This window comes from Pseudomonas sp. Pseusp49, assembly GCF_059491875.1.
Map to the genome: position 1 here is coordinate 3555583 of NZ_CP168514.1, position 17023 is coordinate 3572605.

Here is a 17023-nt window from a genome sequence, read left to right on the forward strand (position 1 = left end):
CATGGACAACAGCCCTAGCACCTACGTCGAACGTCCGCTCCAGGCGCATCTGCGTCCGCAGCACAGCGAAGAGTCGGACACCATTGATCTGCTCAAACTGTGGAGAGTCATCTGGCACGCCAAATGGAACATCGCCTGGTTTGTGGTGCTTTGTTGCGCCCTTGCGGTGGCGGTATTGTCCTTCATCACGCCCCAGTACCTGGGCATCACCACACTGCTGATCAAGGAAAAGACCCCACCGGTACTGACCTTCCAGCAAGTCTCCGACTCCGGCGCATCGACGACCGCAGACTATCTGCAAACCCAGCAAGCGCTCCTGCAATCGCGGGATCTGGCGGAACGGGTGGTAAAGAAACTCAGTCTCACCACCCACCCGGTTACCGATCCGCGCCAGCAAACGCAAACCTGGTTCAAGCCTCGTCAATGGTTGAGCGATCTCAACGCCGGTCAATGGCTGCCCTGGCTGGCCTATTTGCCCCCTGAGAAACCCGCGCCCACGGAACAGGACATATTCAATGACGTCACCCAGAACCTGATGCTGCACACCACGGTCAAGTTTGTCGGCAAGAGCCAACTGATCGAAATTGCCGTCGAGTTACCCGACCCTGATCTCGCGGCGGCGGCCGCCAACGCGCTGGCCCAGGGTTACATCGACAGCCAGCTCGATACCAGCCTGAAGTCCTCGCAAACCACCACCAACTGGATGAACACCCGCCTGGTCGAGTTACGCAGCAACTTGCGCGCCGCCGAGGACAAACTGCAAGCTTATCGGGAAGAGCAAGGCCTGGTGGACGTCGACGGCGTGGCAACGATCAGCGCCAACGAACTGCAAATGACCGGAAACCGCATGATCGATGCTCGGCGCAATCGCGCGGAAGCCGAAAGCCAGTTCCGCCAGGCCCAGTCGTTGAGCAACGGCGACATGAGCCGGTTGTCCAGTGTGCCGGCGGTATTGAGCAACCCGTTGATCCAGCAGTTTCAGGCGGAGGTGGCCAAGGCCCAAGCCAAGGTCGAGGAGCTATCCGGACGCTATGGTTCCAAACACCCGGCGTTGATCTCCGCTCAATCGGAATTGCGGACGGCGCAAACCAGCTTGCGCCTGCAAGTGCAGCAAGTGGTGGCCGGCATCGAGCGACAGTATCAACTGGCGGTGGCCAGCGAAGGTGCCCTGCAGAAATCCTTCAACTCCAACAAGGCGCAGATCCAGAACATTTCACGTAAAGAGTTCCAGCTGCGCGAGTATCAACGGGAAGTCGACAGCACCCGTGCATTGTACGAAACGTTTGTGACTCGCCTGAAGGAAACCGCCGCCACCTCCGACATGGACTCTGCCAAGGCCCGCGTCGTCGACCCGGCGATCACCCCGGTAGAACCCAGCAAGCCGCATAAAACCCTGATTGTGTCCATTGTCGCGGTGGTTGCGTCGATCATCGGTGTCGCGCTGGCCTTCCTGTTCGATACCCTGAGCAATACCTTCAGGACCGACGACAGCATCGAAAGCACTCTCAACGTGCCGTTGCTCAGCGTGGTGCCGCTGGTCATGAAAAAAAGTCGCCGGCAACTGGCGCGGCTGTTCGAAGACAACGACAACCCGCGGTTCTCTGAAACCATTCGCAATCTGCGAACCTGGCTGATGCTGCAAAGCACCGAGGCTCCTTCGCAGGTGGTGCTGATCACCTCGACCGTGCCGGGAGAGGGCAAAAGCACCATCGCCAATAACCTCGCCTCCTCGCTGACGCCACTGGAACGGGTGCTGTTGATCGATGCGGATCTGCGCCAGCCAACCTTGTCGCTGAACTTCGACTTTCCGCCGGACAGCCCGGGATTCGCCAACGTGATCGCCGGGACCGCCCGCCTCGAAGACTGCATTCGCACCGTGGGCAATCTGGACATGCTGCCGGCCGGGAGTGTCTCATCGCCCTCTCTGGACCTGTTCGACACCCCTCGCCTGCCTTCGCCGAACGATCCGCTCGATACGCTGCGCCAGCCACCCGCACAGGATCTGCTCAGTTCGCCGCGGGTGGCACGCATGCTCGACGTGCTCAAGTCGCGCTACCGGCACATCATCATCGATTCTCCACCCGCCGAGATGGTCAGTGATGCGCTATTGCTGGCCAAGCATTCCGATGCAGTGATCTATGTGGTGAAAGCCCAGAGCACGCCGATCGACCAGGTGCAAAAAAGCCTGGCGATGCTGCAACAGAGCCATGCGCCGGTGTTTGGCGTGGTGCTCAACCAGGTCGACCTGCGCAAGGCGCGCAAGTACGACCACAGCCACTCCAAATCCTTCTACGACTATGACTTCGCCCCCCGGTAAGCCCCCCCGATAACAACGGGCAGCAGCCGTAGCTGCGCAACCTCATCCCCCATGTGCGCATCGAAGCCGGGCCATCCGATACGGCTTCCAATGACGCCCCATGTCCGGAGATTGAGCCGATGACTCCGATATATACCGCTCAAATGGCGCACCGCCGGGGCGTGACCTTCTGGGGCCAGTGGTTGAGTGCGATCACGCTGGTCAACCTGTTGCTGATTCTGCTGGTGCAGATGCGCGTCGGCAGCCTGACCCCCGAGTACCGCGTCCTGATCATTCTGACCGTCCTAGGTTCGGTGCCGATCTACAGCCTCATGCAGGTCTACCACAAGCGACATGGCCTGTTGGTCGGGCTCAGTCGCTTGCTGGCCGGCTGGCTGGTCCTGCTGGCGGTGTTGATCAGCATTGCCTTCGTCACCCAGACCAGCGCCCTGTTCTCGCGACAGGTCATCATTGTCTGGGCCTTCGTCGGGTTCCTGGTCCAGGCAGCCAGTTTCCTGCCCTTGCACTACTTTGCCCGGCTATATGCGCGGATGGTTTTCTATGAACGCCGCTCGGTAATCATTGGCACCTGTCCGACCGCCCATGAGCTGGCCAAAAAGCTGTCGAGCCCCAATCGCGCATTGCTGCTGGGGTTCATTGCCACCAAAGAACACCATGGCCCTGCCCCCAGCACTCTGCCGCTGCTGGGTCACGTCGATGAGTTGCGGGAACTGATCACGCGCCTGGAAGTGCGCCGGGTCTATATCGTGTTGCCGATGGCGCAAGCCGCGACCATCGAGGCGCTGTACATCGACTTGCTGGACATGAACGTCGACGTGGTCTGGATTCCCGATTTCGGCGGCATGGTATTGCTCAACCACTCGATCTCGGAGATCGAGCGAATGCCCGCCATCTACCTCAACGAAAGCCTGATCACGTCCCACCCCGGCAGCCTGTTTTGCAAAGACCTGCTCGAACGCAGCCTGGCCGCTATCGCCCTGATATTGCTCGGCCCGTTGCTGTTGTGTGTGGCGCTCGCGGTCAAGCTGACATCACCGGGGCCGGTGTTGTTCAAGCAGAACCGCCACGGCTGCGACGGCCAGGTGATCATGGTGTGGAAGTTCCGGTCGATGCGCGTTCACGACGACGCCGAAGTCCGCCAGGCCACCCGCGACGACGACCGTGTCACACCACTGGGGCGCTTTCTGCGTCGCAGTTCCATCGACGAGCTGCCGCAACTGTTCAACGTACTGTTCGGGCAAATGGCCCTGGTCGGCCCGCGCCCCCATGCGGTGACGCACAACATCTACTACACCGGCAAAGTCCGCGCCTACATGGCCCGTCATCGCCTCAAGCCCGGCATCACGGGGCTGGCGCAAATCACCGGCCACCGGGGCGAAACCGAAACCCTGGAAAAAATGCAGCTGCGGGTAGCCCAGGACCTCAACTACATCAATCACTGGTCGCTGTGGCTGGACATCAAGATTCTGCTCAAGACGCCCTTCACTTTGTTCTCGAAAAACATCTACTGACCTCGTGCCCGGTCCTGGATCGGTCCCGCGAAACCTGAGGGTTTGCCATGAATGTGAGTGTATTTGGCATTGGCTATGTCGGACTTGTGCAAGGTGCGGCGCTGGCCGAGGTCGGTCACACCGTGATGTGCGTGGACGTCGACGCCGACAAGGTCAAGGCGCTGAATGAAGGCACGCTGCCCATTTATGAGCCGGGACTGGAAGCCCTGGTTCGGGACAATCATAAAAGCGGTCGCCTGCAGTTCAGCACCGACCTCGCCGGTGCCGTGCAGCATGGTGATGTGCAGTTGATCGCCGTCGGTACGCCACCCGACGAAGACGGCTCGGCCGATTTGCAATACGTCCTGAGCGTGGCCCGGACCATCGGTTTACACATGCAACGCCATCAAACCATCGTCGACAAATCCACCGTACCGGTGGGCACAGGCGATTTGGTGCGGGCGTGCATCGCCCAGGTGCTGGCCGACAACAATCGCAGCGACCTGACGTTCGACGTGGTCTCCAATCCGGAGTTTCTCAAGGAAGGTTGCGCGGTAGAAGACTGCATGCGCCCGGACCGCATCATCATCGGCACCGACAGCCCCTGCGCTGAAGAGGTCATGCGCGAGTTGTACGAGCCGTTCAATCGCAATCGCGAAAAGATCATCGTGATGGACATCCGCAGCGCCGAGCTGACCAAGTACGCCGCCAACTGCATGCTGGCGACCAAGATCAGCTTCATGAACGAAATGGCCAATCTCGCCGAGCGACTGGGCGCCGACATCGAGATGGTCCGCCACGGCATCGGCTCGGACCCGCGCATAGGGTACCAATTCATATACCCCGGTGTCGGCTACGGCGGCTCGTGCTTCCCCAAGGATGTGAAGGCGCTGATCCATACCGCCAACAGCCTCGATTTTGATGCACGCGTGCTCAAGGCCGTGGAATCACGCAACAACGAACAAAAAGCCACGCTGTTCCACAAGATCCATGCGCATTTCAACGGCGCGCTGCATGGCAAGACCTTCGCCCTGTGGGGCCTGAGCTTCAAGCCCAACACCGACGACATGCGCGAGGCGCCCAGCCGTGTGCTGATGGAGGCCTTGTGGCGAGCCGGAGCCAGCGTTCAGGCGTTCGACCCCAAAGCCATGGAGGAAACCCAGCGCCTGTACGGCGCCCGCGATGACCTGACCCTGGCCGGCACCAAGGAAGCGGCGCTGAAAAATGCCGATGCCCTGGTCATCGTAACCGAATGGCAAGCCTTCCGTGCACCGGACTTCGAACTGCTGGCCACACAACTCAAGCAACCGCTGATCTTCGACGGGCGCAACCTGTACGACCCGCAGCGCTTGAGCAAACGCGGTTTCACCTATGTGTCGGTGGGCCGCCCGCCTCCTTCACTGCTGATACCACCGGGAGACAGGTCATGATCCGGCTGGATTTGATCGGCCAGTATTCGCCGGCCATGCTCGAGACCAACAAGGTGTTTTCCTTTATCAACTTCGCGTCGATCGGCAGTTTTTTCCAGCACCCGCCTGACGCCATTGCCTACTTTTGCGACGGCATGCTGATGTCGAGTTTCATGTCGAAAGTCACCGGACGAACCATCGACCGGGTCAGTTTCGACTTCACGTCGATTGCCGGTCCCGTATTCAGCGATGCCGAAAAACAGGGCAAGCGGGTGTACATCGTCGGCGCCACGCAAAACGAACTGGAACTGTTCATCTGCAAATTGCACGCTCGCTACCCACGGCTGCCGATTGCCGGTTACCACAACGGTTACTTCGATGCCCAACAGTTGTCGGCAATCAAGGCGGACATTTGCCTGGGTCGGGCCAACGTCCTGATCGTGGGCCTGGGCGCCGGCTTGCAGGAGCGCTTCGCGCTGAGCGCACTGAATGCCGGCTTCACCGGTGTGGCGTTTACCTGTGGCGCTTTCATTCGCCAGGAAGCCATGGCCAACGGTGTCTATTACCCCGAAGCAATCAATCGCCTGCACTTGCGGGCCTTCTATCGCATGTACCGCGAGCCGCACACGATCAGGCGCTACACGATCGACTACCCGAAAAATTTTTTGCAACTGGCGGCGATGATTCTGCGCCACAAAGTCGCGATCAACATCACTGCGCCCTGAGCGCCGGAGAATGGCCATGCACATTATGTTCACTCTCAAGGATTTCAAGCTCGGTGGCGGTGTCGAGCGCGTCCAGCAACTCCTGGCCGGGCAGTTTCTCAAGGATGGGCAGCGCGTGAGTTTTTTCGTCATGAACGGCGAAACACCGGATGTAGAGGGCGCGCAAATCATCGGCGGCGGCGGTACCGGGCTCCTGGGCCTGATCAAGTCGATTGTGCTGCTGCGCGGGATCATTCGTCATGAAGGCGTGACTCACCTGATCAGCGCCAAGGAGCAAGCCAACCTCTGTACCTGGGTTGCCACCCTCGGCAGCCGTTGCCAGGTCATCTACACCCGGCACACGGCGCTCGATTGCGCGGAACAGAAAACCGGTGTGTACAGCCTGCGCCTGCTCTACGCCTTGTACCTGTGTGGCAGCGGAAAAGTGGTGACGGTCTCCCGTGGCCTGCATCAAACCATTGCCCGTCTGATGCCCTGGGGACGCGAACGCATCCGCTACTGCCCCAATGCGGTGGTCAACGAGCAACTGCACATCGCCTCTCGGGCGCCATTGCCCAAGGACATGCCCCATGACTACTGGATCGCCGTGGGCCGCCTGGTCGAGCTCAAGGGTTTTCATCTGTTGCTCCAGGCCTATGCCCTGGTGATCCACAATCCGGACGTTCCCGACCTGGTGATTGTCGGTGACGGCCCGCAGCGCGAGGCGCTGACCGCTCAGGCGCGGCAACTGGGCATCGCCGACCGGGTGCACTTTACCGGCCACCTGCAAAACCCCTACCCGCAGATCCGCCATGCACGCCTGTTGATCCTCAGCTCTCTTTCCGAAGGTCAGCCCACCGTGTTGATCGAGGCAATGGCACTCGGTACACCCGTGCTCGCCAGCGACTGCCCCACCGGCCCCCGGGAGCTGCTGGATAACGGGCGACTTGGCCAACTGGTGAAAGTCAACGATGTGCCAGACCTGGCGCAAGCGCTACAGCAAAGCGTGCATCTCAGGGCGCACAGCGCAAGATCGATGACCCGCACCGTGCGTCCGTACACCAGCGCGCACGCCGCGCACGCTTACTACGCGGTGTGGGCTCAATGAAACGCCTGCTGATCATCCTGCACGACCTCAGCGCAGGCGGGGCCGAAAAAATGATGGCGCGCCTGGCCGGTGCGCTGGTCGACGCCGGCAATGACGTGACGTTGCTGATGCTCACCGGTGGCGGAGTCAACGTGGCGCTGGTCGACCCTCGGGTCAAACAGGTGGAATTGCGCAGCGCCCGCAGCGCCAGCGCGGTACCCGCGCTGGCCAGTTTTCTGCGCCAGAACCACTTCGACGCACAACTGGCCGCCCTCACCCACGTCAACGTAGTGGCCATTGTCGCCGCTGCACTGTCGGGGACGCTGGCACGCTTGCACGTCAGCGAGCGCAATGCGTTTTCCCGGGATAAGCACGTCAATCCTGCATTGCCCGTACGCCTGGCCTATTGGTTGGCACCGCTGCTGTATCGGCTGATCCCCAACCCGGTGATTTGCGTCTCGCGCGGCGTGGCCCGGGATCTGGTCGAGACCACGGTTGCCCGCGCGCAGGACGTCACCATTGCCGACAATCCGGTACTGGACAATGACTTTCGCAACAAACCACCGGGCTGCCCGACGCATCGCTGGCTTCAGGAAAAGACCTCCCCGGTGATTGTCGCCGTGGGACGCCTGGCACCGCAGAAGGGTTTTGACATCCTGATCGAGGCGTTTGCCCGCCTACCGGTGCGCAACGCCCGGCTGATCATTTTCGGCGAGGGAGCGCTCAGGGACGACCTGCTGGCACAAGCCGCGCGCCTCGGCGTGGCGCACCGTTTCGATTTGCCGGGTTATGCCGACGACCCCATGGCCCAAGTGGCCGCCGCCGATTGTTTTGTCCTGTCGTCACGTTTCGAGGGCAGCCCCAACGCCCTGGTCGAAGCCCTGTCCACCGGCACGCCGGTGGTCTCGACCCGTTGCCCCTATGGCCCGCAGGACATTCTCGAAGACGGCGCAGTGGCGCCGCTGGTGAGCGTCGATGACCCGCAGGCACTGGCCCAGGCCATCGGCATCGAACTGGCCCAGCCGCGGGATCGGCACCGCCAGGCACGCATTGATGCCGCCGCACGGTTCATGAGCAGCCGCGCCGTGCAGACCTACCTCACCGCACTGCTAGGGAGGCAGTTGTCATGAACAAGCTGGAAGTCAGGTTTTCTACGCTACGCGATGCCTTCACACTGTTTGGTCTGCTGTTTTACTTCCAGGTGACGTCGTTTTTTCTCGGCCTGGGCAATGCGGCCGACATCGACGATGTCGCAAAAGACCTCGAAGGCAACGTGCTCAACCAGGTGTGCGGTCTGATCACCTTGCTGGTGCCGTTGTTCCTGTTCGTGCGCCACAAGGTGTTCCTGAGCAAAAGCTTTTACCGCGGCAACTTCTTTTTGCTGGCGTTCCTGATCTGCGTGGCGGCGTCGATCTTCTGGTCCGACGATCCGATGCTGAGCTTCAAGCGCTATATCGCGATGCTCAGTGTGGTGTCCTTCGCCGGGTTCATTGTCTACAACTACCGCATCGAAAGAATCGCCTTCATGCTCGGTTGCCTGATCGGTGCCATAGCCTTGATGGGGCTGATTTTCGCCGTGATCAGGCCCGATATCGCATTCGTCGCCGGCGGTATTCGTGACGGGGCCTTCAAAGGGATCTTTGCCGAGAAAAACGCCGGCGCGCGGATCAATGCCATCGGCATCCTGTTGCTGCTGCCGACGATCAGGCAACGCAAACCGCTGGCCATCCTGTATGCACTGTTCTCGCTGATAGCCATCGGCCTGGCCCAGTCCGCCACCGCGATCGCCTTGATCGTGGCCGGCGCTGCGAGCTACTGGTACTTCCTGACCCTGGTGCGGTTACGCGTCAACCGTTCGATGATGGCGTTCTTTGGCGCCACACTGGTTTATGCCTTGATTTGCGTGTTTTTGTACGGCAACTACACCTTGTTGCTGAACCTGCTCGGGCGGGACTCGTCACTCACCGACCGCACGCTGATCTGGGAACTGCTCTCGCCATTCATCGATGCAAAATTCCTCAAGGGCTACGGATACGGAGCATTCTGGGGCAGTGACGATGCCGAGATTTTCATCAAGCGCTGGGGCTACATCGGCAACGCCCATAGCGGCTACCTGGAAACCCTGCTCAACGGCGGAGTGATTCAACTGACGGCGCTGATCCTGCTGTTTGCCCACGCGCTGATCAAGCAATACCGGTCAATCACATCCGAACAGTCGGCCCAGGTGCGCACCTGTGCCCTGGTGATCATCGGGCTGTTCGTCATGACCAACTACGTGGCGTATGTGATTCCCAACTATCGCAGCGCCGAGTTCCTGGTGTTCTGCACCCTGGCCCTGTCGTTTCGGCCCCCTCACGCCACTCGCCCGCAACACTCACCGGCAACAGGCCGGGCCCGCACGCCCGGGCCGGCGAAGGCGTATTCCAAGGAGAAAACCTCGTGCTAGAGCAAAACCCTGCTTCAGAGCATTCAGTGTGCGTCGTGATCCCGATGTTCAACGGTGCCGACAGCATCGAGCAGACGCTGACCTCATTGACCGGCCAGACCCGGTTGCCCGACCACGTCATCGTCATCGACGACGGTTCCAGCGATGACGGGCCGCAACGGGTCAGGGATTTTGCGGCGCCGTTTCGCCTGACACTGCTGCATCAAGCCAATGAAGGCCCGGCCAGTGCACGCAATCATGGCCTGCAACACACGGAAGAAACCCTGGTGGCGTTTCTCGATGCCGATGACCAATGGCATCCGCACAAGCTCGAAAAGCAACTGGCGCTGTATGACGACCTGCTCCGCCAGGGACGGCCGGTGGGGCTGATCGATTGCAACGTGATGATTGATTACAGCGACGGCACCCGGCTTGTGGAAGATCGCTACAAGAACGGCATGCATTTTTACGACTTCATCCATTGCAACATCGTCAATGGCGTTTCCGCCGTGCTGATCCGCCGCGATCTGCTCACACAACTCGGTGGCTTCGAAACCAGCCTGCGTTATTCCGAAGACCGGATGATGTGGGCCAGGATCGCCGAACACCGGGAAATCCACACGGTGCCGCAAGTCCTCGTGCGGCGGACGGTCAACGACGGCAACGTCACCGCCCAGCCGAAAAAATACTACCCGCACAAGCTCAGGTTCATCGAGCTGTTCCTCGCCCGCTACGGCGCGCAATTGAGCCGGCAACAGCGGATCGATTTCGTGCTGGGCAACCATGCGGATTTCCTCGGTGCCTTCTCCCGCTGCGGCGAGCATGCCGAGGTGATCAGCGTGTACCGGCGCATGCTGGCGCATTCCTGGCAGGCGCTGATTTTCAACCGGGGCAAACCGACCTTGCGCTACCTCTATGCTTGCGCCAGAGCCCTGGGCCGGACCGCCGAGTCAACCACCGCTCATTGAACCGGTGCCTATCATGGCCAACCATCGCCTGGTTACCCTGCTCTGGATCTTCACCGAGAAATTCGGCCTGATTTTCCTGTCGATGATCACCTTTGTCGTCTACGCGAGGTTGCTCACGCCCACGGAATTGGGCGTGGGCACGGTGATCATCGCGATTGTGGAAATGGTCGGGCTGCTTTACTCATCGGTGCTGGAAGATCCACTGGTCCGGGCCGAACGCCTGGAGGACAGGCACATCAGCACTGCGTTCTGGTTTGCCGTGCTGATCAGCCTCGCCTCCATCGTCGTCATCTCGCTGGCCGCGATGCTGTACACACCCTCGCCGGCACTGCAATGGATGACGGCGGTGGCCTCGGTGAAAATCCTCTTCACCATGATGGCGCGGGTGTATGTCGCGCAAATGCGCCGCACCAGCAATTTCAAGCGACTGGCCTCGCGCACGCTGCTGGGGAAAATCGTCGGCGGCGCCGGCGGGATTGTCGTGGCGCTCTGGGGGTTCGGTGCGTGGGCAGTGATCGCGCAGGCGCTGATCATGGAATTTGTCTGCATCGTGGTGCTGATGAACGGGGACAGGCGGCGCATCGCTTTTTGCATTGACGGGCCTTTCCTGCGGGAACTGCTCAAGACCGGAACCCCGGTGGCCATCAACGCGCTGACCACACAAACCCTGCAACGTGGCGTCACCGTGGTACTGGGCATGACCGCCGGGGCCCATGTGGTGGGCATGTTCAATCTGGCCATGCGCATCATAGACCTGCCCCGTTCGGCGATCTACAACGGACTGATGAGCTATGCCCTGCCGGTGTTCGCCCGGCGCAGCAGCGACCCGCCGCGACTGATCGGGATCATCAGCGACTCGACGGCGATCAGCGGTTTTCTGCTCACGCCGTTTTTCCTGGGGATTGCGCTGACGGCCGAGGATATCGTCCTGTTGATCTTCGGCGCCAAGTGGGCCGACGCCATTCCCATGCTGCAAGTGCTGGCGATCACCGCCGCCCTGGGCAACCTTGCCATGTACGCCACCACGGCACTGGTGGCGGTCAACCACACCCGCGTCACCCTCAAGGCCGAGGTGACCACCACCCTGCTCGCCCTCGGGCTGGTTTATCTGTTGGGCCCGACCTATGGCGGCATGGGCGCAGCCCTGGCCTTGCTGGTGCGCATGCTGCTCATCACGCCGCTGCAGATCCGCGGGCTGAACACTGCCATCGGATACGGCTGGGGCGCGTTCTTCGAGTCCGGCTACCGTAGCGTGATCGCCTCGCTGGTCATGGCGGTCACGGTGTTCTCGCTTTCCCCGCACCTGGCCTTGCAAGGCTTCTTGCACCTGGCCTGCAGCATCGCCATCGGTGCCCTGACCTATGCGCTGGCCTACAGCGTCCTGCACCCGCGCTGGCCGCAGGAATTCAAGTTGGTTTTCACTGCCCGCTGACCCTGATTTCTTCAAACAGGAGCGCCCAACATGCATAAAACCACGCTGATTACGGGCGGGGCCGGCTACATCGGTTCCCACACCGCGCTGACCCTCATCGACGCCGGCCAACACGTGCTGGTGCTGGATAACCTGAGCAACAGTTGCCACGAGCCCATCGATCGCCTGGAGCACCTGGCCCATGCCCGGGTCGACTTCATTGAAGGCGATATCCGCGATACGGCCTTGCTCGAGAGCCTCTTCAGTCAATACGACATTGACGCGGTGGTGCATTTTGCCGGCCTCAAGTCAGTGGCCAACAGCGTGAGTCATCCGCTGGACTATTACGCCAACAACGTCGTGGGCACCCTCAACCTGTGTGCGGTCATGGCGCGCTTCAATGTGTTCAAACTGGTGTTCAGTTCTTCGGCGACGGTCTACGGCGAGCCAGCGCACACGCCCATCCTCGAGGATTCGGGCACTGGCTTTCCGGCCAGTCCCTATGGGCGTTCAAAGCTGATGGTCGAACAGTTGCTGACTGACCTGGCCCTCTCCGAACCGCGCTGGAGCATCGCCCTGTTGCGCTACTTCAACCCGATTGGCGCACACGAAAGCGGGCTGCTCGGAGAAGACCCCAACGGTCGGCCGAACAACCTGTTGCCCTGCCTGACCCAAGTGGCGATTGGCCGAATCCCCGAACTGACGGTGTTTGGCAACGACTACCCCACCGTCGACGGCACCTGCGTGCGGGACTACATCCACGTGGTCGACCTGGCCGAAGGACATGTCAAGGCCTTGCAGGTGTTGCACGGTGACGGCGGCGTGCACATCTGGAACCTCGGCACCGGGATCGGCTACAGCGTGCTGCAGATGATCCGCAGTTTCGAAGACGTCACCGGCGTCGGCATTCCGTTCCAGATCGCCCCGCGCCGGGCGGGCGATATTGCCCAGTGCTGGGCCGATGCCAGCAAGGCCCGGCGTGACCTGGGCTGGTGCGCCCGGCGCAACCTGGCACAGATGATCGAGGACAGCTGGCGCTGGCAATCGAGCAATCCATTCGGCTACCGCCACGCTGTCGAGTTGTCGGCCGCCCTGGCCAGGTGACTGCAGCGTCACTCCTCCATGCCTTTCAGGGAACTCACATGCTCAGGGGATTTTGGCTGGTCCTGCTACTGGCCGCGATGGCCTGTTGTGCCCAGGCTGCGCCTTCGCGTCCGGCGACGGAGGGCCTGGTCCTGTGGCTCGATGGCGCCGATCGGTCAGCGATGTCCCTGGACCGGCAAAACCGGGTCCTGCGCTGGCTCGACAAGTCGGGCAAGTCCAACCATGCGAACGTTGACAACCCGAACGCTTCGTCGCTGCCAGAGCGCATCGACCATGGGATCAATGGCAACGCCGTGGTGCGTTTCAGTGGGGTTTCGGCATTCATCGGCAAGCAAATCCGCGAGGCGAAGGGGCCGGTCACGGTGTTTCTGGTGTCACACCGGCTGCCCGAACAGGCCGGCGGCGATACCTGGCAGCGCCAGTTCAGCTCGCGTCCGCAGTTGGCCGATAACGACAACAGGGCGCCCAACTTCGCGCTCAGCGTGGAAAAGACCACGGCGTTCGAGCCGACCCTGGACTTTCTGGAACTCAATGATGTGCCCATCGGCCCCTACGCCGTGGCGCGCAACGTGGTCGGCAGCACCGAAGTCTTGCGTGGCGACGTTGCTGAAGTGCTGGTTTATGACCGGCCGCTGATCACACAACAGGAGCGCCAGGCCGTGTTCGAGTACCTGGCGAACAAATGGTCGGTCGCCATTCCCAAGCAGGCGAATGTCTGGACCCGGGTGGGTCCGCTGGGCGCCGTGCCTGCATCGACCCATGCCAGCCTGCCACTGTCGGATCAGGCCAATGCCGGGCATTGGGTGCTCGACACGCCACTGTGCGACGACTTCAACGGCGATGCCCTCGACCGTGAGCGCTGGTACGTCAACAACGGCACGGGCACCGACTCGCTGGGACGTCGACCGGCCCTGTTCATGCCGGAAAATGCCAGCGTCGCAGACGGCAACCTCAACATCGTTTTCCGCAAGCAGACCTTGCCGCAGAAATACATCAAGTTGGGCTTCAAGGATTACACCTCGGCGATGGTGCACACCCATGACCGACGCTTGTACGGCTACTACGAAACCCGCGCCAAACCGATGAATTCGGCCGGCTCCAGCGCGTTCTGGCTGGCATGGACGGGACTGCCCGAAAACGCCACTGAAATCGACATTTTCGAAATCGGCGGCAAAACCGCAAACGGTGCTTTCGACCGGCTATACAACATGAACGCGCATGTATGGGCCACGCCACAAAGCACCGAGCATTTGGCCAATGGCAGCACCTGGACCGCCCCCTGGCGTCTGGCCAGCGCCTTTCATGTCTACGGCTTCGACTGGCAACCCGACACCCTGCGCTGGTACGTCGACGGCGTGCTGGTCAGGGAATCGAAAAACACCCACTGGCACTTCCCGATGCAAATCGTGTTTGACAGCGAGGCCTTCTGGAACTGGTTCGGCGTCGTGGACGACGCCGACCTGCCGTCCACCTTCAGCGTGGACTACTTGAAGGTGTGGCAGCGGGGCAAATAACCGGGGCGGACTAGCTGTCCGGCGTAAATCAAGGCTCCTTCGAGTCCTGCGCCGGCGCCATATACCACTTGTCCCTGGGCACCCATTTCTCCTGTTGCGGATCACCCAGATAGTGCGGCGACATGATCTGTACGCCGTATTCGTTGAACACATCCTGGATGTTGGCGTGCAGCATGCTCAGCAGCACCGCCCGTGGCCGTGGTTGGCTGGGGATGGCCTGGGCCACCAGCCGGTACTCGGGGTAGAAGTCCGACAACGCCGTCTGGAATACCTGCGGCGGTGGGGTTTCGAGGACGCCGGGCGTGCGTCTGGCGGCTTCCAGCAACATCCCTTCGACCTGCCGCCAAGGGGTGTCATAGCCAATGGTGACCACGGTGTCGACCACATAACCGGGGCCTTGTACCACCCGTGAATAGTTCTTGGTGACGGTGCCTGTGATCATCGAGTTGGGCAGGGTCAGCACTTCGCCCAGTCCGGTACGAATGCTGGTGGTGAACATGCCCAGTTCGGTGACAGTCCCTTCGTGCTCGCCAATACGTACGAATTCACCGGGGCGCAGGGTCCGGGTGTACGTCAGGATCAACCCGGCCGCCGCCTGCCCGACGACGCTGGAAGCACCCAGCGAGATCATCAGGCCGACCAGCACCGACAAGCCTTTGAACGCATCGGTACCGGCACCCGGCAAGTAGGGATAAGCCATGGCCAGGGCAAACAGCCAGATCGCCAGTGACGTCAGGCGTTGAGTCGGCTTCAGGGTTTCGTGGTTCAGCCAGTTGAAGGTGCCGGGCGTGGCCATGCGCCGCAGTATCCGGCGAGAGAAGGCGGTCACGCCTCGCGCAATGAAGAAGATCGCCAGCGCCACACCGAGTCCGGGGATGGCCCCGAGAATCCCTTGCAGCAAATAGTCGGCGACTTCCAGCAGATAGTTGTTAAGACTTTCACCCCAGGGCCGAGTGTAGGGAAACCGCGACAGGACAAACCCCAGCCACTCGTAGGTGAGCAGCAGCACGATGACCCAGCGCAGCACTTCCAGCACGCGGCTGACCAAGGGATAGAGGAAGTTGGCATCGACCAGCGGCACCCGCCCGACCTTCAGGGCCTGGGTGTGCCGATGCATCAGGTCGGGCAGTTTTTTCAGCAGTTTGCGCCGTAGCAAAGCCATGGCCAGGAGCAGGCCCAGATAGATACCGGTGGCGAGCAGCGCGGCGCCCAGCGACCGGAGTATCAAGTGCAGGCTTCGAGCTTCCTGGGTTTCGGCCACCACCTGACGCAGGCGTTCAGCGGCGGCTTCGGCGGCTTGCCGCACCGAGTCGAATTCGGTTTCGTCGACATCCTGGGGCGATACGATAAACGCGCGGCGCGTCCCGAGCAGCACCATGTAGCTTTTCATGATCGGATCGAGGGTGACCTTCAGGTCGTCGTCCTCGTCCAGCGCCTCACCGATCACCGCTTTCGCCCGTTTGACCCGCGAGGCCGGGGCCTCGCCGAGGAAGGTCGCGCGAAACACCATGACGCTGCGGTTGGCCACTTTCAGTTCGGCAGGCGCATCGGCCACCTGTGGTGAATCCTCGGCCCACAGCTGCAACGACCAGAACAACCCGAGAACAGTGAACAATACAACGAGCAACCTGCTCCGCATCTGTCAGATCCCTACTTCACAAATATCTGGTCGAGTGTACGTACCGCAGCGTAGTTCACCGATGAGCGGTTGTCAGATGGGTGCTTCTGTAGGAGCGAGCCTGCTCGCGATAAACCGCAGAACACCGCGGGGCACCTGCCAGCCCGCGTTATCGTTGACGACCATCGCGAGCGGGCTCGCTCCTACAGGGTTTGTGTTTTCGCCCGCGGCCAATGCCCTCTGTAGGAGCGAGCTTGCTCGCGATAAACCGGAGAGCACCACGGGGCACCTGCCAGCCCGCGTTATCGTTGACGACCATCGCGAGCGGGCTCGCTCCTACAGTTACGGTGTGTTCAGTATCTGATCAAGGGTTCACCTGATACCCCTTGCCCTGCAAACAGCTGGTGTAAGCCGACGCGGTGTTCGCCTGGGTGGTTTTCGATTGCTCCCGGCGTTCCTGGCGCTGACGTGACGCACCGACTACGGCGCCGGCCGCCGCTGTCTCCTTGGCGCGGTTCTGGCGATAGTCCTGTTTCCTGTCATCGTCGACACGATCATAAACCTCGTCATGCTGATTGCCGCGCACCTGGGCCCCAACCGCGCCAGCGGCGGCCCCGGCAGCAGCGCCCTTGACCCGTCCGCCGGAAGGCGTGGAAGCCGTTGAGGCGCTTTGGCTGGCGGCGATGCTGTTGCATTCGTTGATGTCGGCCTGGGTTTGTTGCGAACTTTGCCCTTTCATCGGCACTACCGTTTGCGCCCATCCCGGGGCGCTCAAAACCGACAAGGCGAGACACAGACTGATGGGTGAGAATTTTTTCATGATGACCTCCGGATGAACCTGGTTCACCCCCAACAGGAGTTTAGATCAGCCCCCATCAGCCACCCGGTTACTGACCGGCGGTGGGCTCGATCTCCATGACCAGCCGGTCGTCGACCCAACGCGCCGGCATCATCATTTTTATCAGGCGCCAATCCC

At 61.2% G+C, this 17023-nt stretch carries 13 protein-coding genes; 11 read left to right on the plus strand and 2 right to left on the minus strand.

Features of this window, described 5'->3' with window-relative positions:
* Position 1 precedes the first annotated feature (1 nt).
* The 11 genes from ACEN83_RS15975 (at position 2) to ACEN83_RS16025 (ending at position 14429) form a co-directional block, all read left to right on the plus strand.
* Positions 2 to 2317, plus strand: coding sequence for a GumC family protein (locus tag ACEN83_RS15975; RefSeq protein ID WP_116579392.1), 2316 nt, complete (start codon positions 2 to 4; stop codon positions 2315 to 2317).
* 119 nt (positions 2318 to 2436) lie between these two features.
* Positions 2437 to 3828: an undecaprenyl-phosphate glucose phosphotransferase gene (locus ACEN83_RS15980; protein WP_116579391.1), complete on the plus strand. Its 1392-nt coding sequence runs from the start codon at positions 2437 to 2439 to the stop codon at positions 3826 to 3828.
* Positions 3829 to 3875: 47 nt separating this feature from the next.
* The gene (locus ACEN83_RS15985; protein WP_495577677.1) at positions 3876 to 5237 is read left to right on the plus strand and encodes a UDP-glucose dehydrogenase family protein; all 1362 of its coding nucleotides are present in this window, start codon (positions 3876 to 3878) and stop codon (positions 5235 to 5237) included.
* Positions 5234 to 5941: a WecB/TagA/CpsF family glycosyltransferase gene (locus tag ACEN83_RS15990; protein WP_495577678.1), complete on the plus strand. Its 708-nt coding sequence runs from the start codon at positions 5234 to 5236 to the stop codon at positions 5939 to 5941. The genes ACEN83_RS15985 and ACEN83_RS15990 overlap by 4 nt, the downstream gene beginning before the upstream one ends.
* Before the next feature lie 16 nt (positions 5942 to 5957).
* Positions 5958 to 7028, plus strand: a complete 1071-nt coding sequence (locus tag ACEN83_RS15995) for a glycosyltransferase (RefSeq protein WP_495577679.1) — start codon at positions 5958 to 5960, stop codon at positions 7026 to 7028.
* Positions 7025 to 8137: a glycosyltransferase gene (locus tag ACEN83_RS16000; RefSeq protein ID WP_495577680.1), complete on the plus strand. Its 1113-nt coding sequence runs from the start codon at positions 7025 to 7027 to the stop codon at positions 8135 to 8137. The genes ACEN83_RS15995 and ACEN83_RS16000 overlap by 4 nt, the downstream gene beginning before the upstream one ends.
* The gene (locus ACEN83_RS16005; RefSeq protein WP_495577681.1) at positions 8134 to 9453 is read left to right on the plus strand and encodes an O-antigen ligase family protein; all 1320 of its coding nucleotides are present in this window, start codon (positions 8134 to 8136) and stop codon (positions 9451 to 9453) included. Before ACEN83_RS16000 ends, ACEN83_RS16005 begins: the two co-directional genes overlap by 4 nt.
* Positions 9447 to 10400, plus strand: coding sequence for a glycosyltransferase family 2 protein (locus ACEN83_RS16010; protein WP_495577682.1), 954 nt, complete (start codon positions 9447 to 9449; stop codon positions 10398 to 10400). The genes ACEN83_RS16005 and ACEN83_RS16010 overlap by 7 nt, the downstream gene beginning before the upstream one ends.
* A 13-nt stretch (positions 10401 to 10413) precedes the next feature.
* Positions 10414 to 11832 (plus strand): oligosaccharide flippase family protein, encoded by a 1419-nt coding sequence (locus tag ACEN83_RS16015; protein WP_116579384.1) that lies wholly within the window; start codon positions 10414 to 10416, stop codon positions 11830 to 11832.
* Between the two features lie 30 nt (positions 11833 to 11862).
* Entirely contained in the window at positions 11863 to 12915 is a 1053-nt protein-coding gene (gene galE, locus ACEN83_RS16020) for a UDP-glucose 4-epimerase GalE (protein ID WP_116579383.1), read from the plus strand.
* A 38-nt stretch (positions 12916 to 12953) separates the two neighbouring features.
* Positions 12954 to 14429: a family 16 glycosylhydrolase gene (locus ACEN83_RS16025; RefSeq protein WP_495577683.1), complete on the plus strand. Its 1476-nt coding sequence runs from the start codon at positions 12954 to 12956 to the stop codon at positions 14427 to 14429.
* A gap of 28 nt (positions 14430 to 14457) precedes the next feature.
* Here the strand turns inward: ACEN83_RS16025 and ACEN83_RS16030 are convergent, their stop codons facing one another.
* Together ACEN83_RS16030 and ACEN83_RS16035 are read right to left on the minus strand one after the other, a co-directional pair.
* On the minus strand, positions 14458 to 16068 hold the full coding sequence (locus ACEN83_RS16030) for a mechanosensitive ion channel family protein (protein ID WP_495577684.1): 1611 nt from the start codon (positions 16066 to 16068) through the stop codon (positions 14458 to 14460).
* 343 nt (positions 16069 to 16411) lie between these two features.
* A complete protein-coding gene (locus tag ACEN83_RS16035) occupies positions 16412 to 16867 on the minus strand; it encodes a hypothetical protein (protein ID WP_495577685.1) in 456 nt (151 codons plus the stop codon).
* Positions 16868 to 17023 lie beyond the last annotated feature (156 nt).